The following is a 26,821-nucleotide window of genomic DNA, read 5'->3' on the forward strand; positions in this document are numbered from 1 at the left end:
GGTGAAATAGTGGCTTCACCTTACGCCTTTAAAGAAAGGGTCTGGGGCGCCGGCTGCGCCAGCGGCAGCCTGGCGGCGCGAGCGGCGGGAAAACGGGGGGCGAGCGGCGCCGCTGCCTTTCAGCCTGGAATCCCCAACGCTTCCTTCAGCGGCTTGAGGAAGCGGCGGCTGACCGGCAGCGTGCGGCCGCCCAAGGTCACGATATCCGCCACGCCATTGTCCCCGAGGCGGATTTCGCGGATGGCGCGCAGATTGACCAGATGCTGGCGATGGCAGCGGAACAGCGGGCTGCGCTCCTCGAAGGTGCGCAGCGTCAGTTCGGTGAAGTGTTCGCGTCCATCGGCGGCCTGCACGAACACGCCGCTGACGCGCGAGGAGACAAACTCCACTTCGTCCAGCCTGAGCAGGGCGATGCGGTTGACGCCGTGGCAGGGCACCAGCTCCAGCGGCGCCAGCGGCAGGCCGTCCAGCGCGCGCGGCGCGGCCTCGCGTTGGAGCCGGCCTATGGTCTTGGCCAGCCGCTCGGGGTCCACCGGCTTCAGCAGGTAATCGAAGGCATGTTCCTCGAAGGCCTGGATGGCGTAGTCGTCGAAGGCGGTGACGAACACCACGCGCGGCATCTTGTCCGGGTCCAGCATGGCCAGCATTTCCAGACCGCTGACGCGCGGCATCTGGATGTCCAGAAACACCACGTCCGGCTGCCGGCGGTGGATGAAGGCGATGGCCTCGATGGCGTTGCCGCATTCGCCGACGATCTCGAAGCCGGCATGCGCCGCGAGGAGCTGGCGCAGTTCGTCGCGCGCCAGCGGTTCATCGTCCACCAGCAGGGTCTTCAGCATGCTTGTTCTCCGGGGCAAGGGCAGGGCACCGTCAGCGTGACACGGGTATAGGCCTCCGGCTGGCATTCCACCGAGACGCCGTAGCCGGCGCCGTGACGGGCGCGGATGCGGCGGTCCACCAGCGACATGCCCATGCCGTCGCTGGGTCCGGCCGGCGCGTACAGGCCGGCGTTGTCCTCCACCGTCACCCGCAGCGCGCCGTCGGCGCAACGCGCGCCAATGCGGATGCGGCCGGGCTCCAATAACTGCGAGGTGCCGTGTTTGATGGCGTTTTCCACGATGGGTTGCAGCGAGAAGGCCGGCAGCTGCACCTGGCGGGCGTCCTCCGCCAACTCGATATCCACATGCAGCCGCCCGGCGAAACGCGCCTCTTCGATGTGCAGATAGGCGCTGACATGTTCGATCTCGTCCGCCAGCGTCGCCACCTCGCTGGAGCGCTTCAGGTTCTTGCGGAAAAAGGTGGACAGATATTGCACCAGCTGGCGCGCGTGCTCCGGGTTGCGGCGGATCACCGCCGACAGCGTGTTCAGCGCGTTGAACAGGAAGTGCGGATTGACCTGGGCGTGCAGCAGCTTGATCTCGGTCTGCGCCAGCAGCTGCTTCTGCTGGTCGTAGCGGCCTTGCAGGATCTGGCTGGACAGCAGGCGGGCGATGCCTTCGCCCAGGGTCAGATTGATGTGGGAGATCAGCTTGTTGCGCGGCTCGTACAGCTTGATGGTGCCGATCACCCGCTCGTCTTCGCCGCGCAGCGGAATCACCAGCGACGACGCCAGCTTGCATTGCGGATGCAGGGAGCAGCGATAGGGCACTTCCTCGCCGTCGGCGTACACCACCTGATTGTGTTCGATGGCGCGGTGGGTGTGCGGCGAGGTGATGGCGGTGCCGGGCTTGTGGTGGTCGTCGCCTATGCCGATGAAGGCGAGCAGATGTTCGCGGTCGGTGATGGCCACGGCTCCGACGCCCAACTCCTCATACAGGATGCGGGCGACGGTCATGCTGTTCTCGCGGTTGAAGCCCTGGCGCAGAATGCCCTCGGCGCGAGCAGCGATCCGCAGCGCCTTGCTGGAGAAGGTGGTGGAGTATTGCGTGGCCAGCGCGCGGCGGTCCAACAGGATGCGCATGAACATGCCGGCGCCCAGCGTGTTGGCGATCATCATCGGCAGCGCGATGCTTTCCACCAGATGCTCGGCCGCATGAAACGGGCGGACCAGCGCCAGCAGGATGGCCATCTGGCACACTTCGGCGGCCAGCGCCGTCAGCGCCACCACCAGCGGGTCGAACAGTTTGGCCCGTTTGCCCTTTCTCACCAGATACAAATGAACCAGCCCGCCCAGCAGCCCTTCCACCATGGTGGAGACCATGCAGGCGCCGGCGGTGAGGCCGCCCAGCGAGTAGCGGTGCAGGCCGCCGGTGAAGCCCACGGCCAGCCCCACCCACGGCCCGCCCAGCATGCCGCCCAGCACCGCGCCGATGGCGCGGGTGTTGGCGATGGAGTCGTCGATGTGCAGGCCGAAATAGGTGCCCATGATGCAGAACATCGAGAACACCACGTAACAGGCCAGCCGGTGCGGCAGCCGCAGCGTGACCTGGGTCAGGGGCATGAACAGCGGCGTCTTGGACAGCAGGTAGGCGATCACTAAGTAGACGCACATCTGCTGCAGCAGCGATAGCACCAGGGACAGTTCGACAAGCATGGGCGTGATTTTGGTTTGGATGTGAACAGTTTAGCGGGCTATCCCGCGGCGCCACTTTGTCCTGGCGCAAGGGTGGACGGTGCAGGCGCGCTTGAGCGGCAGCGCCGGGCGGCGGTGACGGGGCGCCACGCTTTCCGGTATCCTTGCGCTTTCGACGTTTTCCCTGCTGAACCGATATGCACATCCACATTCTGGGTATCTGCGGTACCTTCATGGGCGGCATCGCCGCCATCGCCAAACAGGCCGGCCACAAAGTCACCGGCTGCGACGCCAACGTCTACCCGCCGATGAGCACCCAGCTGGAGGCGATGGGCATTGAGCTGGTGCAGGGCTTCGGCGCGGAACAGGTGGACCTGAATCCGGATGTGTACGTGATCGGCAATGTGGTGACGCGCGGCAAGCCCTTGATGGAGGAAATCCTCAATCGCGGCCTGCCGTATATCTCCGGCCCGCAGTGGCTGGCGGAGAACGTGCTGCAGGACAAATGGGTGCTGGCGGTGGCCGGCACCCACGGCAAGACCACCACCAGCTCCATGCTGGCCTGGATACTGGAAGACGCCGGCCTGGCGCCGGGCTTTCTGATCGGCGGCATTCCGGAAAACTTCGGCGTGTCGGCGCGCCTGCCGGGCAAGCCGGCGCTGGACCCTGCCAGCGTCAGTCCCTTCTTCGTGATCGAGGCCGACGAGTACGACACCGCCTTCTTCGACAAGCGCTCCAAGTTCGTCCATTATCGTCCGCGCACCGCGATTCTGAACAATCTGGAATTCGACCACGCCGACATCTTCGCCGATCTGGCCGCCATCGAGACCCAGTTCCACCATCTGGTGCGCACCATTCCCGGCAACGGCCGCATCGTCAGCAATGGCCGAGAGGCCAATCTGGACCGCGTGCTGGCGCGCGGCTGTTGGACGCCGACGGAGCGCTTCGGCGTGGACGCCGGCTGGCAGCTGGGCGCTTTGCATGACGATGGCGGCTTCGACGTATGGCTGGAAGGCAAGCTGCAAGGCACGGTGCGCTGGGCGCTGCTGGGCGAGCACAACCGCCTGAATGCCGTCGCCGCCATCGCCGCCGCGCGCCATGCCGGGGTGGCGGTCAAGGACGCCATCGATGCCTTGTCCCGTTTCGCCAACGTCAAGCGCCGCATGGAAGTGAAGGGCGTGGCGGGCGGCGTCACCGTCTACGATGATTTCGCCCATCACCCGACGGCCATCGCCACCACGCTGGAAGGCCTGCGCCGCAAGGTGGGCGCGGCGCGCATCCTGGCGGTGCTGGAGCCGCGCTCCAACACCATGAAGCTGGGCACCATGAAGGACGCCTTGCCCAGCTCGCTGGCGCTGGCGGACAAGGTGTTCTGCTCGGCCGTCGGCCTGAACTGGAACCCGGCCGACGCCTTGCAGCCCATGGGCGACAAGGCGCAGACCTTCGCGGACTTTGACGCGCTGCTCGGCGCCATCGTCGCCGAGGCCAAGCCAGGCGACCATGTGCTGGTGATGAGCAATGGCGGTTTCGGCGGCATTCACCAGAAGCTGCTGGATAAGCTGGCCTGATCGGGTCCGCCCGCACGCAACAGAAACGCCGATGATCGATCATCGGCGTTTTTCATTTCCGCTGACGAAACGGATCAAGGCAGGCGGATGATGTAGTTGGCGCCGCCTTCCTGCGCTTTTTGCAGCGCATATTCCAGCCGCTCCAGCATGGGCTTGGGGCCGGCCTCGTCCGGCCGCAGCTCGCTGAGCCCGACGCAGGCCGCCGCCTGGTGTTCCTCGCCCTGATACAGAAAGGTCAGCTGGCGCAGAGAGGTAATCAGCCGGCGCGCCAGTTCGCTGGCGCCGTTCATGTCGGTGCTGGGCAGCAGGATGATCAAGGTATTGTCGTCGCGGCGCGCCACCAGGTCGCTGTCCCGTATGCTTTGCAGGCACAGGCTGGCGGCCAGCCGCAGCAGATGATTGTAGGCCGAGCCGTCGTCCTCCCTTGGCACCATGTCCGGGGCATTGACCAAAACCAGCGCCAGGATGGACAGCGTGCCGCCGTAACGCAGCACGCGGCTGGTTTCGGCATGGGCGGCGGCCATCATCCGGTGCATGCCGGCCACGCCGGTCAGCCTGTCTTCGTCCTGGCTCTGGCTGCCTTCCTCTTTCAGCGTCTTGACGATATTCAGCGAGCGCTGCACCAACTGGCGCTCATAGTCCAGCAACTGGCTCATCACCTTGGCCTCGGTGCGGTCGGAGAAGCTGAATACCAGCATCGCGGCATCGTTCAGGCTGACCTTGCGCACCGAGAGCTGGACGTCGAAGTGGCGGCCGTTGACCGTGCGCAGCTGCATGCCGCGGTTGTAGATCATGCTGTGCGCGTCCAGATCCTGGCGGATGGCGTCGGCGTCGGCGGGGTGGGGCAGGAAGTCGTACATCGAGCGGTCCAGCAACTCGTCGTGCGGGCAAGCCAGCAGGATGCTGGCCAACTGGTTGGCGGAAACGATGCGGCCATCGTCCGGCGAGGACAGCACCAGGCACCCCTGCACCGTGTCGATCAGGGGCTGCAGCGTCTGCAAAGCGGTCATGGCTGTTCCCCCATCCGTGGCAAACAGGCGTGTCATAGCCGCGCGCCGGATGATGCCGTCGCGGGCTAAGTTCTTCTACTTAGTTTATTCGCTGAAAGCGGCGATTTCACGGACGCAATGTGTTGTCGACGCCCGCATCGGCATGCTGGCCGGGTAATTTGCAGGGTCGGTTGGCGAAATAGTAGAAACTGTCCGCAATCGTTGTTACATTTTGAAACGTATCCAGGATACATCTAGAGGACTGCGCGGCGCCACCACCCCCGGCGCAGCAGTAGTGTCGTTCAACCAACGATTCCCTCTCCCGGATTGGACCTGCCAGCGTCTTGTCCGCCGCCGCATCGGCGCGCGGGATGGCGCAGCGAGTCCGGTCATCCCTTTCCGCGGCAGCCTCAATGGGGCCGCTGCCGGAAGACCCTGCCGTCCGCCTTGCGCGGCGGCCGCCATGTCTGCTCCCCGCGCGATGTTTTCGCCGGCCCATGCAGGCATGGCAAGCACCTTCAATAACAGCAATACGACAAAGAAGATTCAAACATGGCTAGATCTCAATGGGGCTCGCGCCTCGGTTTCATACTCGCGGCGGCCGGCTCGGCCATCGGGCTGGGCGCCATCTGGAAGTTCCCTTATGTGGCCGCCACCAATGGCGGCGGCGCGTTTCTGTTCGTTTACCTGGGCATTTGCCTGACGCTGGGCCTGGTGCTGATGCTGTCGGAGATGGCGTTGGGACGCGCCGCCAACGCCGGCGCAGTCGGCTCGTTCCGCAAGCTGGCCGGCGGCTTCTGGCCGGTGATCGGCTATATGGGCGTGCTGGTGTGCTTCCTGATTCTGTCGTTCTACAGCGTAGTCGGCGGTTGGACCATCGCCTACATCGGCAAATCGCTGGACGGCAGCATCCTGACCTCCGACGCCAAGGCGCTGGGCGACATCTTCGGCGGCTTCATCAGCCACCCGTCGCTGCCGCTGGCCTATCACGCGGGTTTCGCGCTGCTGACGTTGGCCGTGGTGGTGGGCGGGGTGCAACAGGGCATCGAGAAGCTGTCCAAGTTTCTGATGCCGGCGCTGTTCGCCCTGATGCTGCTGCTGATCGTCCGCGGCCTGACCTTGCCGGGCGCGATGGATGGCTTGGCCTATTTCGTGGCGCCGGACTTTTCCAAGCTCAGCGGCGCGATGCTGATGGATGCGCTGGGCCTGGCCTTTTTCTCCTTGTCGCTGGGACTGGGCATCATGATCACCTACGGCTCTTATGTCGGCCGCGAGTCCAATCTGGTGGGGTCCGCGCTGTGGGTGATCCTGCTGACGGTGGCCACCTGCTTCCTGGCGGGCTTGATGGTGTTGCCGGCCGTGTTCGCCTTCGGTTTCGATCCGTCGGCCGGCCCTGGCCTCACTTTCATCACCATGCCGGCGGTGTTTGCCCACCTGCCGCTGGGCCAGCTGTTCGCCGTGATGTTCTTCTGCCTGTTGCTGCTGGCGGCGCTGACCTCGTCGGTGTCGCTGCTGGAAGTCATCACCAGCTTCGCCATCGATGAAATGGGTCTGTCGCGCCGCGCCGCCGCTTGCGGCATGGCGGCCGCCACCTTCCTGCTGGGCATTCCGGCTTCGCTGTCGCTGGGCGTATGGGGCGATTACCAGCTGTTCGGGATGAATTTCTTCGATCTGCTGGATTTCGTCACCTCCAAGCTGCTGATGCCGCTGGGCGAGCTGCTGCTGGCGCTGTTCGTCGGCTGGAAGGTCTGGCCGGTAGTGCGCGGTGAGCTGGCCTCGGCCTGTTCGCCGCGCGCGATGATGGCGATGCGCGGTTTCTGCATGGCGCTGGCGCCGGCCTTGATAGGTTGGATTCTGATCAGCGGTTTCTGATCCCAGGCTAGAAGTCCAAGGCAACAGACGGGAGGCGTGAGCCTCCCGTTTTGCTATCGTTGAACCTGAGTCATGTCTGCGGGAGGCGGCATGAAACGATGGTGGGGGTTGCTGCTGGGCTTGCTGGCCTTGCCCGGCCATGCCGAGTCCTTGCGCATGTTGCTGGTGCCGGTGCCAGGCATCATGGAGCCGGGCGCCAATGGCAAAACACAGGGCGGGGGCGCGATAGAACTCATGCGGGAGATATCCCGCCGCTCCGGCATTCCGTTTGCTTATGAGTTTTATCCGCAGGCCCGCGCCATGCTGCTGGTGCGGCAGCAGGCCGACTCTTGCATGCCTATCGCACAGATGCCTGATCTGCGGCCGATGTTCAAGTGGAGCGTGGCCATTCTGCCTATTCAAATCGTACTGATGGCGAAAAGCGGAGATGATAGGCAATGGCCCAGCCTGGAGGGGGCGAAGAGGCTAAGAATCGGCGCGCTGCGCGGCAGCATGGTGGCCGACCGTCTGCGGCAGCTGGGCTTCCAGCCTGAGGAAAGCGCCGACTATCTCACCGGTTTGCGCAAGCTGCAGCTGGGACGGCTGGATTTGTGGGCCATGACGGATGTTGGCGTGGCCTCGGTGTCGTCGCGGCTGGACATGCCGCCGCCCAAGGTGGCGATCGTGGTGGAGAAAAGCGATATCGCCTTTGCCTGCAACCATGAGGTTGGAGACGAAGCGTTGGCCAGCATCAATCGGGCCATTGTCTCCATACATGAGGATGGCAGCATTCATAAGTACCGCTTGCGTTGACGCCCGGCATGTTCCGATGGCGCGCGCTGGGCTACACTCTGGCTTTTGCCCGTTTGCGAGATGCCGTTGAAAGCCCGTCTGACCCTGTTGGCAGGCAGTTTGCTCGTCGCCGCCTGCGCCACGCCGCCCAAGTCTCCCACCGTATCCGCGCCCGTCGCGGCGCCTATCGAGCCGGCCTCCGCTCCGGCGGTTGAGCTGCCGCCGCCAGCGGCCTCCGCGCCAGTTGCGGCTTCCGTTGCAGCCAGGCCAGTGGTCAAACCGGTGCAGCCGCCGCCGGCCATCGCCGAAAGCCAGGGCCGCGCCTTGCTGGACCGTTTGCTGCCGCCCGGCATCCCGGACCGCAAAGGCTGGACCAACGACATCATGGGCGCGTTCAGCCATCTGAAAATCCCGTACACGCCGCAGTTCTTCTGCGCGGTGCTGGCGGTGGCGGAGCAGGAGTCCGGCTTCAGTCCGGACCCGGTGGTGCCCAATCTGTCCAAGATCGTCTGGGGAGAGATCGAGCAGCGCCGGCAGAAATATCTGATTCCGCAGTTTGTGGTGGACGCGGCGATGAGCAAGACCTCGCCGGACGGCCGCACCTTCAAGCAGCGCGTGGACGCCTTGCGCACCAAGCGCGAGATGAACGCGCTGTACGAGGATATGGTGCGCGAGCTGCCGTTTGGCCAGACCATCTTCGAGCACAAGAATCCCATCCGCGACGGCGGGCCGATGCAGGTCAGCGTGGCCTTCGCCGAGACCCACGTCCGCGCCTGGCCGTATCCCTACACCTATTCCAGCCTGCGCGACGAGGTGTTCACCCGCCGCGGCAGCGTCTACTTCGGCACCGCCATCCTGCTGCAATACCCGGCGCCTTACCATGACATGGTGTACCGTTTCGCCGACTACAACGCCGGCCGCTACGCCAGCCGCAACGCGGCCTTCCAGCAGGCGGTGGCCCGGCTGTCCGGCCGCAAGCTGGCGCTGGACGGCGACATCATGCTGTACAGCGACAAGATGAACCGCGTGCTGTCCGGCGCCACCAGCGACACCCAGCGCGCGCTGCAGGGCATGGCGGGACGCTTGGGCATGAGCGACGCCGACATGCTGCGCGATCTGAAGCAGGAAAAGCTGTCCGGCTTCGCCCAGACCCCGCTGTACCAAAAAGTGTTCGCCCTGGCCGGCCCCGCGGCGCCGCGCGAGATCATTCCGCAGATCGTGCTGGTCAGTCCCAAGTTCACCCACAAGCTCACCACCGAGTGGTTCGCGCGCCGGGTGGACGGCCGCTACCAGCGCTGCCTGGCGCGCGGCGGCTGATCCGCCGACGCCCGTCTCCCCGGCGCCGCATGGGCTATCCTGAGACGGATGCCTGAACGGGAGACGGGCGCGTGCGAGCGTGGTGGTGGGTGGTGCCGGCGGGCCTGGCGCTGGGATCGGCGTCGGCCTGTCTGGCCGGAGAGATCGTGTTCGGCGACCGGGCCAGCGGCCTGGGAGATGGCGTGGATGCCGCGCTCGGCGGCGGCTGGACCGCCAAGTGGCAGGGCGCGTTCGGCGTGGGCAATATCTGGCGCGCCGACAGCCCTGCCGCCAGGCTGACCAGCGGCGCTGGCATGGCGACCCGCAATGACGGCGACCTCAATTACGGCAAGGGCGACACCGTATCGCGCAGCGTGGACGCCTATCTGCAATTGCGGCTCGATCATGGCGGCTACGGCGTCTTGCTGAGCGCCAAGGGCTGGTATGACCAAGCGCTGGCCGATGAGTCGGTGCCGCATGGCAACGTGGTCAATGGCTATCAGCCGGGGCCGCTGGGGCAGGCCGGCTTCGCTCCGCTCAGCCGCTTCGGCAATGTGGCGCTGGACGACGCCTATGTCTACGGCCGCTTCAATCTGGCGCAGCAGCCGCTGCAATGGCGGCTGGGGCAGCAGGTGATCCCCTGGGCCACGCCCACCGCCTACGCCGGCGGCCTGCAGCAGGTCAATGCGGTGGATTACCCGGCCACATTGCGCGCCAGCGCGGCGGGGGAGTCCGCCAATGTGCCGGCGCCGGCGCTGTACGGCCAATGGCAGGCCAACAGCCGGCTCAGCCTGGACGGTTTTTACCAGTTCGCCTTCCGCTCCAACGGCTACCCCGGCTGCGGCACCTTCTACTCCATCAACGACTATATCCAACCCGGTTGCGACAAGCTGACGCTGAACGGCGGCCTGCTGACGCTGCTGGACAAAAAACCGGTGCAGACCTCCGATCAGCAGTCGCTGGCCAATCCGCTGGATTACATCCCTCGGGCCGATGATGCGCGGCCGGGCAACGGCCAGTATGGCCTGGGCTGGCATTACCAGCTGCCGCAGGCCGGCACGCTAGGCCTGTTTTACGCCGATTTCACCAGCCGCAGCCCGCTGATCCAGGTGGTGAAGACCGGCCCCGGCACGGTGTTGACCGCGCCAGGACCGGGAGGCGAACAGGTGCCGGTCGCCCCGGCAGGCGAATACCGCGAGGCCTTTTTGCCCAATCGCCGCCTGCTAGCGGTCAACCTGACGCGGGAGAGCGAAAACGGCGCGCGGCTCTATCTGGAGTACAGCCTGCAGCCCAACCGGGCGTTGGCCTGGAACGGCACGGATTTTCTGAACGGCGCGCTGGCCGGCATCGGGCCGTTGGCTTATCTGAACCACCTGCCTGCCGGCAGCGTCATGCGCGGCTATGACGCGTTCCGGGTCGGCCAATGGCTGGCCAGCGCGCGGCAGCCGCTGCCTGCCGCGCTGGGCGGACACGCGATGCTGGAGGCGCAGTTCGCACTGCGCCAGGTCAGCGGCCTGCCCGATCCGTCGGTGATGCGCTATGGCCGCATGGGATTCGGCATGGCGCCGAGCGAGGCCTATCCCGCCTGTTCCAACGACGCCGACACTTGCGCGCTGAAAGGCTTTGTCACGCCCACCGCCTGGGGCTGGCGCGTGAAGTACCAGAACCGCTTTCGGCCCTCGCCCGGCAGTTGGGAGTGGCAGCCGTATCTGTCCTACGCCTATGACGCGGTGGGGTATTCCGACGATGGGCAGTTTTCCGCCGGCCGCCGCGCTGCGGCGCTCGGGCTTGGCCTGGCCTGGAGCAAAGACAGCTGGCTGGATCTGCGCTATGTCCGGACCGGCGGCGGGGGTTACAACCTGCTGCAGGACCGCAGCACGCTGTCGCTCAGCGTCAAAACCCGCTTCTGACCCTGTCTGTGTCGGAGTTTGTCTGCTAGCCGAGACTTTCTATCTATAGTGATTCAACGGCCGGCATGGATAGCCGCGGCGGCGGCTCCGCTACGCATCCGGCTTGCGCACGGGAGGACAGAATGAAGCTAACCATCAATGGCAAACAGGTGGAGGTCCACTCCAGCCCGGACACGCCGCTTTTGTGGGCGCTGCGCGACGAGCTGGGGCTGACCGGCGCCAAGTTCGGCTGCGGCGCTGCCTTGTGCGGCGCCTGTACGGTGCTGAAAAACGGGCTGCCGATCCGCGCCTGCGTGACGCCGCTGTCCACGCTGGCGGCCGACGACAGCCTTACCACCGTCGAAGGCAATGACGACAAGGTGGCCAAGGCGGTCAAGCAGGCCTGGCAGGAGCTGGACGTGGTGCAGTGCGGCTATTGCCAGAGCGGGCAGGTGCTGGCGGCCACCGCGCTGCTCAGCGCCAACCCGCATCCTTCGGATCAGGATATCGATCAGGCGATGAGCGGCAATCTGTGCCGCTGCGGCACCTATCCGCGCATCCGCGCGGCCATTCATGCCGCCGCCAAGCTGCTGTAGGAGAACCGCGATGACCACTACCCGTTTGTCCCGGCGCGCCTTTCTGAAAACCGGCGCCGCCGGCGGGCTGTTGTGCCTGAGCTTTGCGCTGCAGGAAAGCGGCCGCTTCGCCCAGGCCGCTGAGGCCGCGCCGGCGATCCCGTCGCCGAATGCCTTCATCCGCATCGAACGCGACGGCAGCGTCACCATCGTCAGCAACAAGTCGGAAATGGGCCAGGGCATCTACACCTCGCTGGCGATGCTGATCGCCGAGGAGCTGGAGTGCGACTGGAGCCGGGTGAAGGTGGTATCGGCGCCGCTGGGCGCCATCTATGGCCACACGGTATTCCATATCCAGCTGACCGGCGGTAGCACCAGCACCATCAGCAGCTATGACCAGTACCGCAAGATAGGCGCCGCCGCGCGCGACATGCTGATTGCCGCCGCCGCGCAGCGCTGGGGCGTGCCGGCGACGCAATGCCGCGCTGAAAACGGCCGGGTGTTCAACAACGCCAACGCGGCCAGTTTGGGGTTCGGCGAACTGAGCGAGGCCGCCGCCAAGCTGCCGGTGCCGGACACCATAGCCTTGAAGCCGCGCCATCGCTGGAAGCTGCTGGGCACCCGCGTGCACAGGCTGGATGGCCCGGAAAAACTGGACGGCAGCGCGCAGTTTGCCATGGATGTGCGGCTGCCGGGCATGCTGACGGCGCTGATTCTGCGCTGCCCGAGCTATGGCGGCAAACCCAAGCATTTCAACGCCGACGCGGCGCGTGCGGTGCCCGGCGTCAAGGCGGTGTTCGCCGTCAGCAATGGCGTGGCGGTGCTGGCCGATGGCTTCTGGCCGGCCAAGAAGGCGCGCGACCTGCTGCAGGCGGAGTGGGAGCCCGGACCCAACGGCGGGCTGGATTCCACCAAATTGCGCGAGCAATACCGCGCGCTGGCGGCGCGTCCCGGCCAGGTGTACCGCCGCGCCGGCGATGCCGAGGCGGCGTTGAAGGGCGCGGCGAAGAAGCTGGACGCCTGGTACGAGGTGCCGTACCTGTCGCATTCGCCGATGGAACCGCTCAATTGCGTGGTCTGGCTGAAACCGGACGGCATCGAAATCTGGAGCGGCACCCAGTCGCAGACCATAGACGCCGGCCTCGCCGCCGGCATGACGGGGCTGAAGCCGGAGCAGGTAACGCTGCACACCATGCTGCTGGGCGGCGGCTTTGGCCGGCGGGCCGTGCCGGTGGGCTCGGACTGGCTGCGCGAGGCGGTGGAGGTGGCCAAGCGCCACGGCCAGGGCGTGCCGATCAAACTGGTGTGGACCCGCGACGACGATCTGGCGGGGGCGTACTACCGGCCGATGTGGCTGGATAGGGTGCGCGGCGGCATCGACGCCCGCGGCAAGCCGGTGGCCTGGCTGCAGACCGGCGTCGGCCAGTCCATTATCGCCGGCACGCCGTTTGAATCCGCCCTGGTCAAGGACGGCATAGACGCGACGTCGGTAGAAGGCACGGTGGGCATGGCCTATGCCGTTCCGGCGCTGCAACTGGACCTGCATACCCCGAAGTCCGCATTGCCGGTGTTGTGGTGGCGTTCCGTCGGCCATTCGCACAGCGCGTTCTCCAAAGAGTGCTTCATCGATGAGCTGGCTTTGCTGGCGCGGCAGGACCCGGTGGCCTACCGGCTGGCGCTGCTCTCGGGCGCGCCGCGCGAGCAGGGCGTGCTGCGCGAGGCTGCGCGCATGGCCGGCTGGGGACGCAAGCTGCCCAAGGGGCATGGCCTGGGCGTCGCCGTCCACCCGTCTTTCGGCTCCTATATCGGCCAAGTGGTGGAGGTATCGGTCAAGGGCAAGCAGTTGAAGGTGGAGCATGTGTGGTGCGCGGTCGATTGCGGCGTAGTGATCAATCCGGACCAGGTGGCGGCGCAGATGCAGGGCGGCATCGTGTTTGCGCTGTCCGCGGCCTTGTTCGGGGAAATCACCTTCAAGGACGGCGCGGTGGAGCAGAAGAATTTCGATGGCTATCCGCTGGTCAGGATGTTCCAGGCGCCCAAGGTGGACGTGTCCATCATCGCCAGCGAGGAGGCGCCTGGCGGCACCGGCGAGCCCGGCAGCGCGCCGACGGCGGCGGCGCTGGCCAACGCCATTCACGCCGCCAGCGGCAAGCGCCTGCGCGCGCTGCCCTTGAGCCGGCACGGCTACGTAGCGGTGTGAGGAGATGGGCATGAAAACTGTATTCCGACTCCTCGCGCTGGCGGCCTTGCTGCCATTTGCCGCATCGGCGGCCGACGATCCCGCGGCTTCGCGCCAGGCCTTCGGCGAGGTGGCCAAGGTGCTGCAGTCGCCGCGCTGCCTGAACTGCCATACCGTCACCAATTTTCCGCGCCAGGGCGACGACCGCCATCCGCATGCGCAATTGATTCAGCGCGGCGCGGACAATATGGGCGCGCCGACGCTGATGTGCTTCGCCTGCCACCAGGCCGCCAACTCCGCCGACGGCCTGGTGCCGGGCGCGCCCAATTGGCATCTGGCGCCGCTGAGCATGGGCTGGGAAGGGCTCAGCGCCGGCCAGATGTGCCGCAAGCTGGTGGACACGCAAGCTAACGGCAACCGCGATACGGCGGCGCTGGTGGCGCACATGACAGCCGATCCGCTGGTGCAATGGGCCTGGCATCCCGGCGGCAACCGCACGCTGCCGCCGTTGTCGCAGGCGGACTTTCACGACGCGGTGCGGCGGTGGGCCGGCAACGGCGCTTATTGCCCGAAGTGAGGCGGCGATGCGCGGCAACGATGAGGACGTGCTGACCCAGGCCTTGGCCTGGCTGGAAAGCGGCCGGCGCGCCGCCTTGCTGACGGTGCTGGGCACCTATGGCGCGAGTCCAAGGCCGCCGGGATCGATGGCGCTGATTCGCGACGACGGCGCGATTTTCGGCTCGGTGTCCGGCGGTTGCGTCGAGGACGATCTGCGGCGCGAGATCGCCGGCGGCGGTTTCTTCGATGGCGGTCCTGCGGTGCGGGTGCGCAGCTTCGGCGTCAGCGTGGAGGAGCGCCAGCGCTATCGCCTGCCGTGCGGCAACAGCCTGCGGGTGGCGGTGGAGTGCGCGCCGGACGCCGCGCAGCTGGCGGCCCTGCTGCAGGCGGTCCGCGCGCGGCGCCCGCTGTGGCGCCATGTCCGTTACGGCGACGGCTCGGCCAGCTTGGCCGAATCGGGGCCGGATGCGGCATTCGTCGAGGACGAGACGGGTTTCAGCGTGCGGCACGGCGCGCGCTGGCGCTTGCTGATCATAGGCGCGTCGGAGTTGGGCCGTTATCTGGCGCAGATCGCCGTCACGCTGGACTACGCGGTGACGGTGTGCGAGCCGCGCGAGGAGTACCGCCAGGATTGGCCTTTGCCGGATGTCCCGCTGTCGGCCGAGATGCCGGACGATCTGGTGCTGGCCTTCGCTTGCGACCAATACGCCGCGGTGGTGGCGGTGACGCATGATCCCAAGCTGGACGACCTGGCGCTGATGGAGGCGCTGAAGCTGCCGTGCCAGTATGTCGGCGCGCTGGGGTCGGCCACAACCACGCTGAAGCGCAAGGCCCGCCTGGCCGAGCATTTCGGCCTGACGCCAGCGCAGCTGGATAGGCTGCATGGTCCGGTTGGACTAGCGATAGGTTCGCGCACGCCGGCGGAGATTGCGGTATCCATCGCGGCGGATCTGGTCGCCAGCCGCAGCGCCTGGCAGCGCGCAGCGGCCGCCGAGGCGCCGCAGGCGTGTCGAGCATGATCGCCGGACTGGTGTTGGCGGCCGGCAGCGGCAGCCGCTTCGGATCGGACAAGCGCCAGGCCTTGCTGCCGGATGGCCGCTCGCTGCTGGAGGCCAGCGTCGGCGCCTTCATCGGCCAAGTGGGGGAGGTGGGGCTGGTGCTGCCGGAGGACGATGCGTTTGGCTTGGCCTTGTGCGAGCAGTTGGGCGCGCGGCCTTTGCCGTGCGCGCTGAACCGCGCGGGCATGGGCCATTCCCTGGCTTGCGGCGTGGCTTGGGCGCTGTCCTTGCCGGATTGCCGCGGCGTGGTGTTGGGCCTGGGCGACATGCCTGGCGTCCGGCCGCATACCGTGAGCCAGGTGGCGGCGGCCTTGTGGCAAGGCCGGCTGGTGCTGCCGTGCCACGACGGCAGTCCTGGCCATCCGCGCGGCCTGCCCGCGGCCTGCTTGCCCGGTTTGCTGGACCTGAGCGGCGATATCGGCGCGCGCGACGCGCTGGACTGGAGCCAGGCCTTGCGGCTGGATCTGGATGATCCCGGCATCTTGCTGGATATCGATACGGCGGACGATTTGCAGCGCGCCGGTTGACGATTTTGCTAGCCCCCTCCCGGACCGGGTCGCTCAGTGAAGTTGCTGTGATGCCGCAATGTCGTATGAGCGTAAGCGCGCATGGCCTCGGGGAAAATTGCGGACGTGCAGCGGGGCGACGTTCAGCCAAAGGCAATGTCAGAAAAAATTTTCATGCCTTTGGCGAGATGGGCAACGCAAGGCGAGTCAGGCTGGCAAGAGTGACGCGCTGCGTGTCCCGAGCGGGGTGTTGGCATCAGTAGAATCAGGTGGTTAACCAAGTTTTGGCCGGGGCGGTATCCGGTTCTGCCGTCTTGAATGGAGATGGGGCAGGCCATTTTATCCTGCCGCGCTGAAACGGCTTTTCAAAGTACAAATGGATGAATATTTACAGTTTTCGCCTTGCTAATTCTTCAATATCAATATTCTAATGATGTTTCTGAATATTAGATTATTTGCATGTTTAATGGTGAGGTGTTATAGTCTTCGAAAATTCGCCGGTGCTTCATGCGCCACTCAATTGTCGGGCAAACGCCCGCTCCCGCGTTTTACGCATTCCATATCCGGTCTGGCCGGGTGTCTTGAAAATCTACTGGCAGCTCTCTGGTTGTCGCGATCATTACAGCGGATCGCAGACGGTTTGTCCGTCGCTATCCGCCAAGGAGGACGCAGATGCACAAAAGAGCGTTTGGCAAGCGCAGCATGTTTTGGCTGACCTTGGCCGCCCTGGCGGTGGCTGGGTTGTATTACGGCCTTGGCCCGGCCGTGTGGGCGGAATATCGAGAAGATCTGGTCTATCTGGGCCGGCAGCATCTTTATCTGGTTGGCGTGTCGATGGCCTTGGTGCTGGCGGTGGGCCTGCCCTGCGGCGTTTTGTTGAGCCGGCCGCGCTTGCGCCGCAGCGCGGAGTCCTGGATGCAGGTCTTCAATATCGGCAACACCCTGCCGCCGATGGCGGTGTTGGCGCTGGCCATGGTGGTGGTGGGCATAGGCGACGCGCCGGCCATCGTCGCCTTGTTTCTTGCCTCGTTGTTGCCCATCGTGCGCAACACCTATGCCGGCCTGGCTGGCTTGCCGCCGGCCATGCTCGAGGCCGCCGACGCGCTGGGCATGACGCCGCGGCAGCGGCTGTGGAAGGTGGAATTGCCCAATGCCTTGCCGGTCATCCTGTCCGGCGTGCGGGTGGCGCTGGCGCTGAATGTCGGCACCGCGCCGCTGGCCTTCCTGATCGGCGCCAGCAGTTACGGCGAGCTGATCTTTCCCGGCATCTACCTCAATAACCACACCGCTTTGTTGCTGGGCGCCGGCGGCACCGCGCTGATCGCGCTGGCGCTGGACCAACTGGTGGCCGCGGCCGGCCGCTTGGCCGCCGCGCGCGGCATCGCTTGAGCGGTGTGTCGGCAACAGCCCGCCTTGGTGGGCAAGGGGCTGTTGACGTTTGGTGAGTGGATCGCGTTTGAGCCGATTTGGTCCGGAAGCGAGGCGCACAGTCCGACGGATAGTCATTCTATGCAAGGGCTGGGCAACGCGGCTTCCGGCCCAAAGCGGCCAAACCCGCAGGGCCGGGCGCCTTTCGCGCCGACTCTTCGTTGTTCCGCGCTGGCAGAGAATGACTATGCGGCGCGCGAAACGCCTCGATTCGCCGTGAAATGCGCTCCGGCGCGACCACTCAGCAAACGTCAACAGCCCCTAGGCATGGAGGATTCCTTATGAAATTGATTGCGTCTCTGCGCAATAGGCTGGCCGGCATTTGCCTGGCCATCGCCGCTCTGACTCTGTTTTCCGCGCCGGCCGCGGCGGGCCTGGTATTGGGCAGCAAGAACTTCACCGAGCAGCATCTGTTGTCCGAGCTGACCGCGCAGTATCTGCGCAGCAAGGGCTACGAGATCACCCAAAAACAGGATTTGGCTTCTGTGATCATGCGCAATGCGCAAGAGCATGGGCAGCTCGATCTGGTATGGGAGTACACCGGCACCGGGCTGATCGTCCATCACGGCATTCAGCAGAAAATGAGCAATGAGGAGGCTTACGCCACCGTCAAGCGGCTGGACGATGCCAAGGGCCTGATCTGGCTGAATCCGGCCGCGCTCAACAATACTTATGCGCTGGCGATGAAACGCAGCCGCGCCGAAGCCGAGGGCGTGCGCACGCTGTCCGATCTGGCGCGCGCGGTCAACCAGCGCAACGGCACCGATCAGCGCTGGCAGCTGGGCTTCGACATGGAGTTTGCCGGCCGCCCCGACGGCCTGAAGCCTCTGCAGCAGTTGTACGGTATGGAGTTGAGCCGGCCGCAGATCCGGCAGATGGACGCCGGCCTGGTTTACAACGCCATCCGCGATGGCTTTGTCGATGCCGGCCTGGTTTACACCACCGATGGCCGCATTATTGGTTTCGATCTGCTGGTGTTGCAGGATGACTTGAACTTTTTCCCGCCTTACGCCGCCGTGCCCGTGGTGCGCAAGGAGGTGCTGGACCGCAATCCCGGGCTGGCGGATGAATTGAACCGGCTGGCCGCTGTGCTGGACAACGACACGATGTCAGCGATGAACGCCGAGGTGGATATCCGGCACCGGCCGGTCAAGGACGTGGCCGCCGAGTTTCTGCGCAGCCACCAGCTGCTGAAGGAGGGCGCATGATGGAGACGGTCCTGGAAACCGGCCGCTATATCCTGGGCAATCTGCCGTATATCGGCGCGCTGGCGCAGCAGCACCTGTCGCTGGTAGGCATCGCCGTTGGGCTGGCTGTGCTGCTGGGCGTGCCGCTGGGCGTGGCGATCGTGCGTTTCCCCGCACTGGCCGATGCGGTGCTGAGCCTGGCCACCTTGCTGTTGACCATTCCGGCCATCGCGCTGTTCGGGCTGATGATTCCGCTGTTTTCGCTGATCGGCCATGGCATCGGCGCGGTGCCGGCCATTACCGCCGCCTTTCTGTATTCGCTGCTGCCCATCGTGCGCAATACCCACACCGCGCTGACGCAGGTGGAGCCCGGCGTGCGCGAAGCGGGCCGCGGCATCGGGCTGACCTTCTGGCAGCGGCTGCGCTGGGTGGAGCTGCCGCTGGCGGTGCCGGTGATTTTTGCCGGCATCCGCACCGCGGTGGTGCTGAATATCGGCGTGATGGCGATTGCCGCCATTGTTGGCGCCGGCGGCCTCGGCACCCTGATCCTGCACGGCATCAGCCAGAGCGACATCCGCAAACTGATCGCCGGCGCGCTCGCCGTCAGCCTGCTGGCCATCGCCATGGATTGGCTGTTGTTGCGCGCCCAGCGCGCGCTGACACCGAAAGGAATTCGCTGATGATAGAACTGCAAAATCTCTGCAAGCAATTTACCCAAAAGAACGGCCAACTGGTGCAAGCCGTGGACAATGTCAGCCTGAAAGTGGCGGAAGGCGAAATCTGCGTGCTGCTTGGCCCGTCCGGCTGCGGCAAGACCACCACCATGAAGATGATCAACCGCCTGATCGAACCGACTTCCGGCAAGGTGCTGATCGCCGGCGAGGATACGGCCGGCATCGATACCGTGACGCTGCGCCGGCATATCGGCTACGTGATCCAGCAGATCGGCCTGTTCCCGAATATGACCATCGAAGAAAACATCATGGTGGTGCCGCGCATGCTGGGTTGGGACAAGAAACGCTGCCGCGAGCGCGCCCGCGAGCTGATGCACATGGTGGCGCTGGACCCGGACCGTTTCCTGCAGCGCTACCCGCGCGAGATGTCCGGCGGCCAGCAGCAGCGCATCGGCGTGATCCGCGCGCTGGCGGCCGATGCACCGGTGCTGCTGATGGACGAACCGTTCGGCGCGGTGGACCCGATCAACCGCGAGCAGATCCAGAACGAATTCCTGCAGATGCAGCGCCAGTTGGGCAAGACGGTGATGCTGGTCAGCCACGATATCGACGAGGCGATCAAGCTGGGCGACCGCGTCGCGGTATTCCGCCAGGGGCGGATGGTGCAGTGCGCCGGGGCGGACGAAGTGCTGGCGCGCCCCGCCGATGACTTTGTCGCCAGCTTCGTCGGCCATGACCGCATTTTGAAGCGCCTGCTCTTGGTGCAGGCCGGCGAGGTGGCTGATCTGCAGGAGACGCTGACGGCCACGCTGGACACGCCGCTGTCCGCTGCCTACGGCATGATGGACGATGGCGACTTGATGCATCTGACCGTGGTGGACGCGGCGGGCGAGCCGCTGGGCTTCGTCAGGCGGCGCGATGCCAAGGCCGGCGGCGGCCGTTGCAGCGACAAGCTCAACCGGATCGAGGCGACGGCCGGCGCGGGCGAGAACCTGCGCGTCGTGCTGTCGCGCCTGTATGAGCACAACCTGACCTGGATGCCGGTGGTGGACGAGGCCGGGCGCTATTGCGGCGAAGTTTCTCAGGACTATATCGCCGGTTATCTGCATTCCGGCCGCACCCGCAAACGGAATGCCGTGCTGGTGTAATCCGATTTGATGGCAGGCAAAAAGGCGCGAGTTTCGCGCCTTTTTTTGCGGCTGCCGGCGGGTCGGCGCGGTGAAGACTCCGCAGACAAAGGGGGAGGGCGCTATTTCGCCGGCATCACCGGATAGTTCGGTTTGCCTGTTCCAATGATGGTATTCGTCACCACCAACTGCACATCCGGCGTTTGCCTGACAAAGGCGTCAATGCCGGAGGCGGCCTGCTTGTTGCGGGTGCAGCCTTCAACATAAACAAAGCGCCGTTGCACCGTGATCCACAAGCTGGCATCGGCAAACCGGCGAGTCTTGGCAAAGCGGCGCTGCAGATCCTTGGCGATGTCGGCATCGTACAGATAGGCATTGGGCTTCTTGCACTGTCCGGCCCGCCAGCAACTGGTGCCGCGCTCCACCCGCGAATGCGCCTGCGCTTTCATGTCCTCTTCCGTGCAGAATGGGCCAAGCGGCATGGGGCAGCCGGCCACTTGCTTGCGCACCTGAAAGAACGGGTCATGAAACCAGTTCTTGACCGGCTCCGCGGCAAGCGCAGGGCGGGCTAAAAGCGGCATCAGGCAGAGCCGGAGGAGCCAGAGGGCAAGGACTGTGTTGCGCATGGTGAATGCTTCTGTCTGGATGGCGCCGTTGAGAGGATAGCGTGAGCGAGAACTTCCATTTTTGCGGCTTTCCGTTGTCTACCTTATAGCCCACTTTTTGCGGGCGAAAAAAAAGCCCGCGCTTGGGCGCGGGCCAATGATGAAAGAGGACCAGACCGGCGGATCAGTAATCCAGCTCCGCCGGGGCCTTGGCCTTGCTGTCCTGCGCCGCTTCGGCCACGGTGGCGTCGGTGGTCAGGATCAGGCTGGCGATGGAAGCCGCGTTTTGCAGCGCGGTGCGGGTCACCTTGGTCGGGTCGATCACGCCCATTTCCACCAGGTCACCGAACTGGCCGCTGGCGGCGTTGTAGCCATGGCTGCCCTTGCCCTCCAGCACCTTGTTGACGATGACCGACGGCTCGTCGCCGGCATTGGCTGCGATGGCGCGCAGCGGCGCTTCCAGCGCGCGCAGCACGATCTGGATGCCTGCGTCCTGGTCGGCGTTGTCGCCCTTCAGCTCGCCGATGTGGGCGCGGGCGCGCAGCAGGGCCACGCCGCCGCCGGCGACGATGCCTTCCTCCACCGCGGCGCGGGTGGCGTGCAGCGCGTCGTCCACGCGGTCTTTCTTCTCCTTCATTTCCACTTCGGTGGCCGCGCCGATGCGGATCACCGCCACGCCGCCGGACAACTTGGCCACGCGCTCCTGCAGCTTCTCGCGGTCATAGTCGCTGGTGGCGGCGTCGATCTGCGCCCGGATGGCCTGCACGCGCGCGTCGATCTTGGCCTTGTCGCCGGCGCCGTCGATGATGGTGGTGTTTTCCTTGCCGATCTCCACGCGCTTGGCGCTGCCCAGCTCGGCCAGGCCGGCTTTTTCCAGCGTCAGGCCGGTTTCCTCGGCGATGACGGTGCCGCCGGTGAGGATGGCGATGTCTTCCAGCATGGCCTTGCGGCGGTCGCCGAAGCCCGGGGCCTTGACGGCGGCCACCTTCAGGATGCCGCGCATGCTGTTCACCACCAGGGTGGCCAGCGCTTCGCCTTCCACGTCTTCGGCGACGATCAGCAGCGGCTTGCCGGCCTTGGCCACTTGCTCCAGCACCGGCAGCAGGTCGCGGATGTTCGAGATCTTCTTGTCGTAGAGCAGCACCAGCGGATCTTCCAGCGCGGCGGTCTGCTTTTCCGGATCGGTGATGAAATACGGCGACAGGTAGCCGCGGTCAAACTGCATGCCTTCGACGACGGCCAGCTCGTTGTCCAAGGACTTGCCGTCTTCGACGGTGATCACGCCTTCCTTGCCCACTTTTTCCATGGCGTCGGCGATGATCTTGCCGATGGCCTCGTCGGAGTTGGCGGACAGCGCGGCCACCTGGGCGGTTTCCTTGCTGTTGGTTACCGGTTTGGACAGGGTTTGCAGCTCCTTCACCACGGCATGGACGGCTTTGTCGATGCCGCGCTTCAGGTCCATCGGGTTCATGCCGGAGGCGACGTACTTCATGCCTTCCTGCACGATGGCCTGGGCCAGCACGGTGGCGGTGGTGGTGCCGTCGCCCGCCACATCGGCGGTTTTGGACGCCACTTCCTTCACCATCTGCGCGCCCATGTTTTCGAACGGATCTTTCAGTTCGATTTCCTTGGCGACCGACACGCCGTCCTTGGTGATGTGCGGCGCGCCGAAGCTGCGCGCCAGCAGCACGTTGCGGCCTTTCGGGCCCAGGGTGACTTTCACGGCATTAGCCAGCACATTGACGCCATTGACGATGCGTTCACGGGCGTTGTCGTGGAAGCGGACTTCTTTCGCAGCCATGGTTTAACTCCTGTGAGGTATGGGGGAAATCAGGCAGCCTTGCGGCCGGACTCGGATGCGCCTTCGATCACGCCGAAGACGTCTTCCTCGCGCAGCACCAGGTATTCCTGGTCGTCCAGCTTGACGGTCTGGCCGCCGTATTTGCCGAACAGCACCAGATCGCCCACTTTGACTTGCATCGGCAGCAGCGTGCCGTCCTGCAGGCGCTTGCCGGGGCCGACCGCCAGCACTTCGCCTTGTTCCGGTTTTTCGGCGGCGCTATCGGGGATGACGATGCCGGAGGCAGTCTGGCGGACCTTTTCGACCCGCTTGACGATAATCCGGTCGTGCAGAGGACGGATTTGCATATCAATCTCCTGTGCGATTCAGATCATTGGAAACGGTATGTGAGACCGGCTGGCCGCAGGCGCGCAAAGGCCCGCGCTTACCGGTTAAATGCAGCCTGGGTGGCTGACGAATCACGAAGTAAGGGCGGGCCAAACGCTTTTCAAGAGGTTTTTTTCAGAAAAAATCCGGCTACAAAATCAGACGTTCGACGCGGCCGAAACGGTATTCGGTTCTGGCGGACTTGCCGCCGCGGCAGGCGCGCGGCGCGAGCGGGCAGGGAGGCTGGCGCCGGCCTTCCGCGCCCAGGGTGTCGTCTTCGGCCAGTTCGCGCCACACTCCGCCGTGCACCGGCCGAAAATGCCAGGAAACATAGCCGCGGCGAGCCGCCAGCCGCATCAGCTCCGGGCTGTCGGGCGCCTCCGCCACCACGCTTTCCAGGCCGTCTACAGGTGGCAAGTCGCCGAAAGCCTGGCGGCAGGCCAGCGCCTCGCCGGCGGCAGCGCCTATGGTGTTGCAGCCGCGGCGCTCGTCGCGCAACAGACTCCACGCGCCCAGCTGCCAGGCCGCGTCCAGAATCTCTTCCTCCACCAACGATAGCGCGTTCCAACGGCGTGTCAGTTGCAAGGCCGAGGCCGGCACTTGCCGGAAGATCGTTTTGTTCGCTTCCGCATGGCCCGTTTCGGACTGGCGGAAGCCATGCCAATGCAGCATCAGCAGTAGCGGCGTGTCAGGAAAGGGGACGGCGCTGAGGCTGACCGCAAACAAGGGCAGCCGCATATGGTGGATTTGGGCGGATACGGTATCGAACAACTCCATGGCGACACTCCATGACAATGGATGCGAAGACATGTTTGAACGATAAAAAGATTGCCGGCGCAAGGCAAGCGCACACCGCCTGCAAGTTTTGCTCCAAGCGGTGGTCCAGGGGGCGGTTTCGTACCATCGCGCCTAGTCGCTGTCCTGCTGGAAAACTAACGCCGAGCGATGCCGGGCCGCGGCGTGGTGCAGCAGCAGGCAAGGGGCCGGAGAGTAAAGGCGAACCGCGCGAGATGTTTTCCAGCATGGTTTTCTCAAAGTGCGTCGAGATTGGCTTGCAATGCGGCGGCGCGCGCGGCGATGGCGGCGCGCTCGGTTTCCGGGAGCTTATCCAGCTGACGGTAGACCAAGGCCAGCCGCGGATTGGCGGCCAACCGCTCCCGATGGCGCTGGAAGAAATCCCAGTACAAGGCATTGAACGGGCAGGCATCGGCGCCGACGCGCTGTTTGGGCTGGTAGCGGCAACCCGCGCAGTAATCGCTCATGCGGCCGATATAAGCCGCGCTGCCGGCGTAAGGCTTGCTGCCCAGCAGGCCGCCGTCTGCGAACTGGCTCATGCCCAGCGTGTTGGGCAGCTCCACCCACTCGAAGGCGTCGATGTAGACGCCCAAGTACCATTCGTGCAGCGCTTGCGGCGACAAGCCGGCGATCAGCCCGAAATTGCCTATCACCATCAGCCGCTGGATGTGGTGGGCGTAGGCGTCTTCCAGCGATTGGCCGATGGCGTGCGCGAGGCACTGCATGCCGGTGTCGCCATCCCAGAACCAGCGCGGCAGCGGCAGCCGGTGCGCCAGCGCATTGCTGTCGCGGTAGTCGGGCATTTGGGCCCAGTACACGCCGCGCACGTATTCGCGCCAGCCGAGTATCTGCCGCACAAAGCCTTCCACCGCGGCCAGCGGCGCGCGGCCCGAGCGCCAGGCGGCGACGGCGGCGTCCACCGCCTCGCGCGGGTTCAGCATTTTCACATTCAGGGCGAAGGACAGCAGCGAATGGAACAGCCGCCGCGCGCGCGCGTTCATCGCGTCCTGGTAGGCGCCGAAATGCGGCAATGCGTGTTCGACGAAGGCTTGCAGCTGGGCCAGCGCCTCGGCGCGGTTGCGCGGCCAGCGCAGCGCATCCGCCTGCGGCTGGCCGAAGCTGTCCACACCGGCCTTCTGTATGGTTTGCCACAGTTTGCTGTGATCATGCGCCGGCCGCGGGTCTATTGGTTCGGGCGGGTCGCCGGGCCAGCGCTGGCGGTTGTCAGCGTCGAAATTCCAGCGTCCGCCGACAGGCCCGCCATTGTCGTCCAGCAAGACACCGTGTTGGCGCCGCAACTGGCGGTACAAGGCTTCCTGGCGCCATTGCCGCCGCGCGCCGAAAAACGCCGCCGCCTCGCCGCGCGCGGTGTAAAAGTGCTCGCTGTCCGCCATGCGGCAGGGAATGGGCAGGCCCTTGGCCCAGTCTGCCAGTAGGCGGTCCAGCCGCCATTCATCCGGCGCTTGGTATTCCACCGCGGCCGCGCCGTAATGGACGATCAGCGCGTCCAGATTGCCGGTCAGCGACTGGCGGTTGCTGGCGTCGTCGATGGCGACATAGCGCACGCGATGGCCCTGCGCTTTCAACTGGGCGGCGAAATCGCGCATCGCGGCGAAGATGGCCAGGATTTTTTGCGCGTGGTGGCGCACGTAGTCGGTTTCCTGACGGATCTCCATCATCACATGCACCACGTCGGGATCGGTCGATGCGAACCAGCTATGGCAGGGATTGAGCTGGTCACCCAGTATCAGCCGCAATGTAGTCATCAGGCTCTGTCTTTCACGTGCCTGCAGCGTTCGGAGCAAGGCTGGACAGCATCCCTACAGGCGCGCCAAATTGCATGCCAGCTTATCGTCCTATTACAGGCGGCATAGTGCTTGAACGGTAGCGCTGCCGTGTTGTTCATGAATATACGCGTCTCCATCCCCCTGCCCGCATTTTACCGATGCGAAGGGGTTGATTTATACGCAAATTTATTTATTTGCAATAGCAAGGGGCGTGGCGTGCAATCGCTATGCCCCATTTTGGTGCAATTTCAACTGTGTGCAAAGAGTGTGCAGTAACTTTGAAAACCTACTACATGTAGGGAGTCAAAGTTAGTGAAAAAAGCCTTCCTTGCCGGGTAAGGCTTTTTGCACTTTCTTGTCAGCGTAGCAAGACCGATCAGGTGCAGAACCAACTTTTCTGCTTAGTTGTTGAAAAAAACTGTTGGTCAAGGTGTCCCGAATCCTGAAGTGGGGGAAATGGGTGCTTTGAACAGGGTTTTTTCGTCGAAAGCACCCTTCATCTGATGGTGCGCGTCATGCTGTCGCGAGGTTTTCTGAAACGGTTGGATTGTTTGGGGGCTATATAAGATTAGGGCTAAGCTAATCTATTCGAAAAGCTTCTTGCAGGCGGCATCTAAAGCGTTACCATCAAGTCCGCCCAGTGTAGTTCTATTTATTAATTTTCTTGTCTTTAAATTATACACTCCAGGGTACGAGTCGCCGGTGCAGTCGGGATCGCCATTGGCGGAAATATATTGTCCGTCTTTTGAGATGATTCCATTGCCAGTTAGGCTGAATACATTCTCTAGTTGTTTTTTTGCAGGCGTTTTTTTATCAAAAAAACCTTTGGCCTGTATCACGTCTTTTTTTGTTTTTATATCATATAGTTCTGCCAAGTACCCATCGGGGGTGGCTGAATAGATGTCTGCGCTGAGCACTAGTCCTTTGCTTTTGTTTATATCAAATAGAAAGCTCTTTATCGATTGGGCTTTGATTTTGTTGGTGCAGGAGGTAAGTTCATTTTTATCTATATAGTCATGCTCGGATAGTATTACATACTCGCCATCATTGCTTAATCTTGGTGGGAGTCTGGGGTCGGATCCCATTGAGGCCGTTAAGTTTGTGATGGTACATTTCTTGCCAGCTCCCGTCGCCATAACAGTATTGCTCGAGGCCGCAGTGAAAGTATCCCCGCTACTTATCGGTAGTGGATGACTGTCGTCTGCGTAGGCTATTCCAGAGCTGTGTCTTATACACATCTGACGCTGCCGACGACAGCACGGGGGTGGGGGGGGGGGG

The 26,821-nt window shown here is 64.5% G+C and carries 23 protein-coding genes; 14 read left to right on the plus strand and 9 right to left on the minus strand.

All coding sequences use genetic code 11. The features are described 5' to 3' along the window. Window positions 1-119: 119 nt before the first annotated feature. Both btsR and JHD59_RS07180 read right to left on the minus strand, forming a co-directional pair. On the minus strand, window positions 120-839 hold the full coding sequence (gene btsR / locus JHD59_RS07175; protein WP_199153738.1) for a two-component system response regulator BtsR: 720 nt from the start codon (window positions 837-839) through the stop codon (window positions 120-122). Beyond that, window positions 833-2,533 (minus strand): sensor histidine kinase, encoded by a 1,701-nt coding sequence (locus JHD59_RS07180; protein WP_199153739.1) that lies wholly within the window; start codon window positions 2,531-2,533, stop codon window positions 833-835. The genes btsR and JHD59_RS07180 overlap by 7 nt, the downstream gene beginning before the upstream one ends. Window positions 2,534-2,709: 176 nt before the next feature. Here JHD59_RS07180 and mpl point away from each other — a divergent pair, with 176 nt between their 5' ends. Beyond that, complete coding sequence (gene mpl / locus JHD59_RS07185; protein ID WP_199153740.1) at window positions 2,710-4,080, plus strand: UDP-N-acetylmuramate:L-alanyl-gamma-D-glutamyl-meso-diaminopimelate ligase; 1,371 nt, start codon at window positions 2,710-2,712, stop codon at window positions 4,078-4,080. 74 nt (window positions 4,081-4,154) lie between these two features. Here mpl and JHD59_RS07190 read toward each other — a convergent pair whose 3' ends face one another. Next, entirely contained in the window at window positions 4,155-5,090 is a 936-nt protein-coding gene (locus tag JHD59_RS07190) for a PAS domain-containing protein (protein ID WP_199153741.1), read from the minus strand. 531 nt (window positions 5,091-5,621) lie between these two features. Here JHD59_RS07190 and JHD59_RS07195 point away from each other — a divergent pair. The 13 genes from JHD59_RS07195 (at window position 5,622) to JHD59_RS07255 (ending at window position 20,210) form a co-directional block, all read left to right on the plus strand. Then, window positions 5,622-6,941, plus strand: a complete 1,320-nt coding sequence (locus tag JHD59_RS07195; protein WP_199153742.1) for a sodium-dependent transporter — start codon at window positions 5,622-5,624, stop codon at window positions 6,939-6,941. A 90-nt stretch (window positions 6,942-7,031) separates the two neighbouring features. Continuing rightward, window positions 7,032-7,733: an ABC transporter substrate-binding protein gene (locus tag JHD59_RS07200; RefSeq protein WP_103319753.1), complete on the plus strand. Its 702-nt coding sequence runs from the start codon at window positions 7,032-7,034 to the stop codon at window positions 7,731-7,733. A gap of 60 nt (window positions 7,734-7,793) precedes the next feature. Beyond that, entirely contained in the window at window positions 7,794-9,029 is a 1,236-nt protein-coding gene (locus JHD59_RS07205; RefSeq protein WP_199153743.1) for a DUF1615 domain-containing protein, read from the plus strand. A gap of 71 nt (window positions 9,030-9,100) precedes the next feature. Then, window positions 9,101-10,918, plus strand: coding sequence for a DUF1302 family protein (locus JHD59_RS07210; RefSeq protein ID WP_199153744.1), 1,818 nt, complete (start codon window positions 9,101-9,103; stop codon window positions 10,916-10,918). Window positions 10,919-11,040: 122 nt separating this feature from the next. Then, window positions 11,041-11,493 carry a (2Fe-2S)-binding protein gene (locus JHD59_RS07215; RefSeq protein ID WP_071109402.1) on the plus strand — a complete coding sequence of 151 codons (453 nt, stop codon included), beginning with the start codon at window positions 11,041-11,043 and terminating at the stop codon, window positions 11,491-11,493. A gap of 10 nt (window positions 11,494-11,503) precedes the next feature. Continuing rightward, window positions 11,504-13,672, plus strand: a complete 2,169-nt coding sequence (locus tag JHD59_RS07220; RefSeq protein ID WP_199153745.1) for a xanthine dehydrogenase family protein molybdopterin-binding subunit — start codon at window positions 11,504-11,506, stop codon at window positions 13,670-13,672. A 10-nt stretch (window positions 13,673-13,682) separates the two neighbouring features. Further along, on the plus strand, window positions 13,683-14,228 hold the full coding sequence (locus tag JHD59_RS07225; protein ID WP_199153746.1) for a hypothetical protein: 546 nt from the start codon (window positions 13,683-13,685) through the stop codon (window positions 14,226-14,228). 7 nt (window positions 14,229-14,235) lie between these two features. Beyond that, window positions 14,236-15,228 carry an XdhC family protein gene (locus tag JHD59_RS07230; protein WP_199153747.1) on the plus strand — a complete coding sequence of 331 codons (993 nt, stop codon included), beginning with the start codon at window positions 14,236-14,238 and terminating at the stop codon, window positions 15,226-15,228. After that, on the plus strand, window positions 15,225-15,794 hold the full coding sequence (locus JHD59_RS07235) for an NTP transferase domain-containing protein (RefSeq protein ID WP_233163938.1): 570 nt from the start codon (window positions 15,225-15,227) through the stop codon (window positions 15,792-15,794). Before JHD59_RS07230 ends, JHD59_RS07235 begins: the two co-directional genes overlap by 4 nt. Before the next feature lie 651 nt (window positions 15,795-16,445). Then, entirely contained in the window at window positions 16,446-17,162 is a 717-nt protein-coding gene (locus tag JHD59_RS07240) for an ABC transporter permease (RefSeq protein WP_199153749.1), read from the plus strand. Between the two features lie 320 nt (window positions 17,163-17,482). Next, window positions 17,483-18,409 carry a glycine betaine ABC transporter substrate-binding protein gene (locus JHD59_RS07245; RefSeq protein WP_199153750.1) on the plus strand — a complete coding sequence of 309 codons (927 nt, stop codon included), beginning with the start codon at window positions 17,483-17,485 and terminating at the stop codon, window positions 18,407-18,409. Window positions 18,410-18,420: 11 nt separating this feature from the next. Further along, entirely contained in the window at window positions 18,421-19,068 is a 648-nt protein-coding gene (locus tag JHD59_RS07250) for an ABC transporter permease (RefSeq protein ID WP_199153762.1), read from the plus strand. Continuing rightward, complete coding sequence (locus JHD59_RS07255; RefSeq protein WP_199153751.1) at window positions 19,068-20,210, plus strand: betaine/proline/choline family ABC transporter ATP-binding protein; 1,143 nt, start codon at window positions 19,068-19,070, stop codon at window positions 20,208-20,210. Before JHD59_RS07250 ends, JHD59_RS07255 begins: the two co-directional genes overlap by 1 nt. 101 nt (window positions 20,211-20,311) lie before the next feature. Here the strand turns inward: JHD59_RS07255 and JHD59_RS07260 are convergent, their stop codons facing one another. From JHD59_RS07260 to JHD59_RS23300, 6 genes are all read right to left on the minus strand, one after another. Then, a complete protein-coding gene (locus tag JHD59_RS07260) occupies window positions 20,312-20,770 on the minus strand; it encodes a BON domain-containing protein (RefSeq protein ID WP_199153752.1) in 459 nt (152 codons plus the stop codon). 208 nt (window positions 20,771-20,978) lie between these two features. After that, window positions 20,979-22,595, minus strand: a complete 1,617-nt coding sequence (gene groL, locus JHD59_RS07265) for a chaperonin GroEL (protein ID WP_199153753.1) — start codon at window positions 22,593-22,595, stop codon at window positions 20,979-20,981. 29 nt (window positions 22,596-22,624) lie between these two features. After that, window positions 22,625-22,942, minus strand: a complete 318-nt coding sequence (gene groES, locus JHD59_RS07270) for a co-chaperone GroES (RefSeq protein ID WP_043621205.1) — start codon at window positions 22,940-22,942, stop codon at window positions 22,625-22,627. A gap of 169 nt (window positions 22,943-23,111) precedes the next feature. Then, window positions 23,112-23,738, minus strand: a complete 627-nt coding sequence (locus tag JHD59_RS07275) for a diguanylate cyclase (RefSeq protein WP_103317362.1) — start codon at window positions 23,736-23,738, stop codon at window positions 23,112-23,114. A gap of 254 nt (window positions 23,739-23,992) precedes the next feature. Beyond that, complete coding sequence (locus JHD59_RS07280) at window positions 23,993-25,522, minus strand: cryptochrome/photolyase family protein (protein WP_199153754.1); 1,530 nt, start codon at window positions 25,520-25,522, stop codon at window positions 23,993-23,995. Next, the gene (locus JHD59_RS23300) at window positions 25,522-25,680 is read right to left on the minus strand and encodes a DUF2256 domain-containing protein (RefSeq protein WP_368671544.1); all 159 of its coding nucleotides are present in this window, start codon (window positions 25,678-25,680) and stop codon (window positions 25,522-25,524) included. The genes JHD59_RS07280 and JHD59_RS23300 overlap by 1 nt, the downstream gene beginning before the upstream one ends. Between the last annotated feature and the right edge of the window lie 1,141 nt (window positions 25,681-26,821).

This window comes from Chromobacterium sp. ASV23 (assembly GCF_016428945.1).
GTDB lineage: Bacteria > Pseudomonadota > Gammaproteobacteria > Burkholderiales > Chromobacteriaceae > Chromobacterium > Chromobacterium sinusclupearum.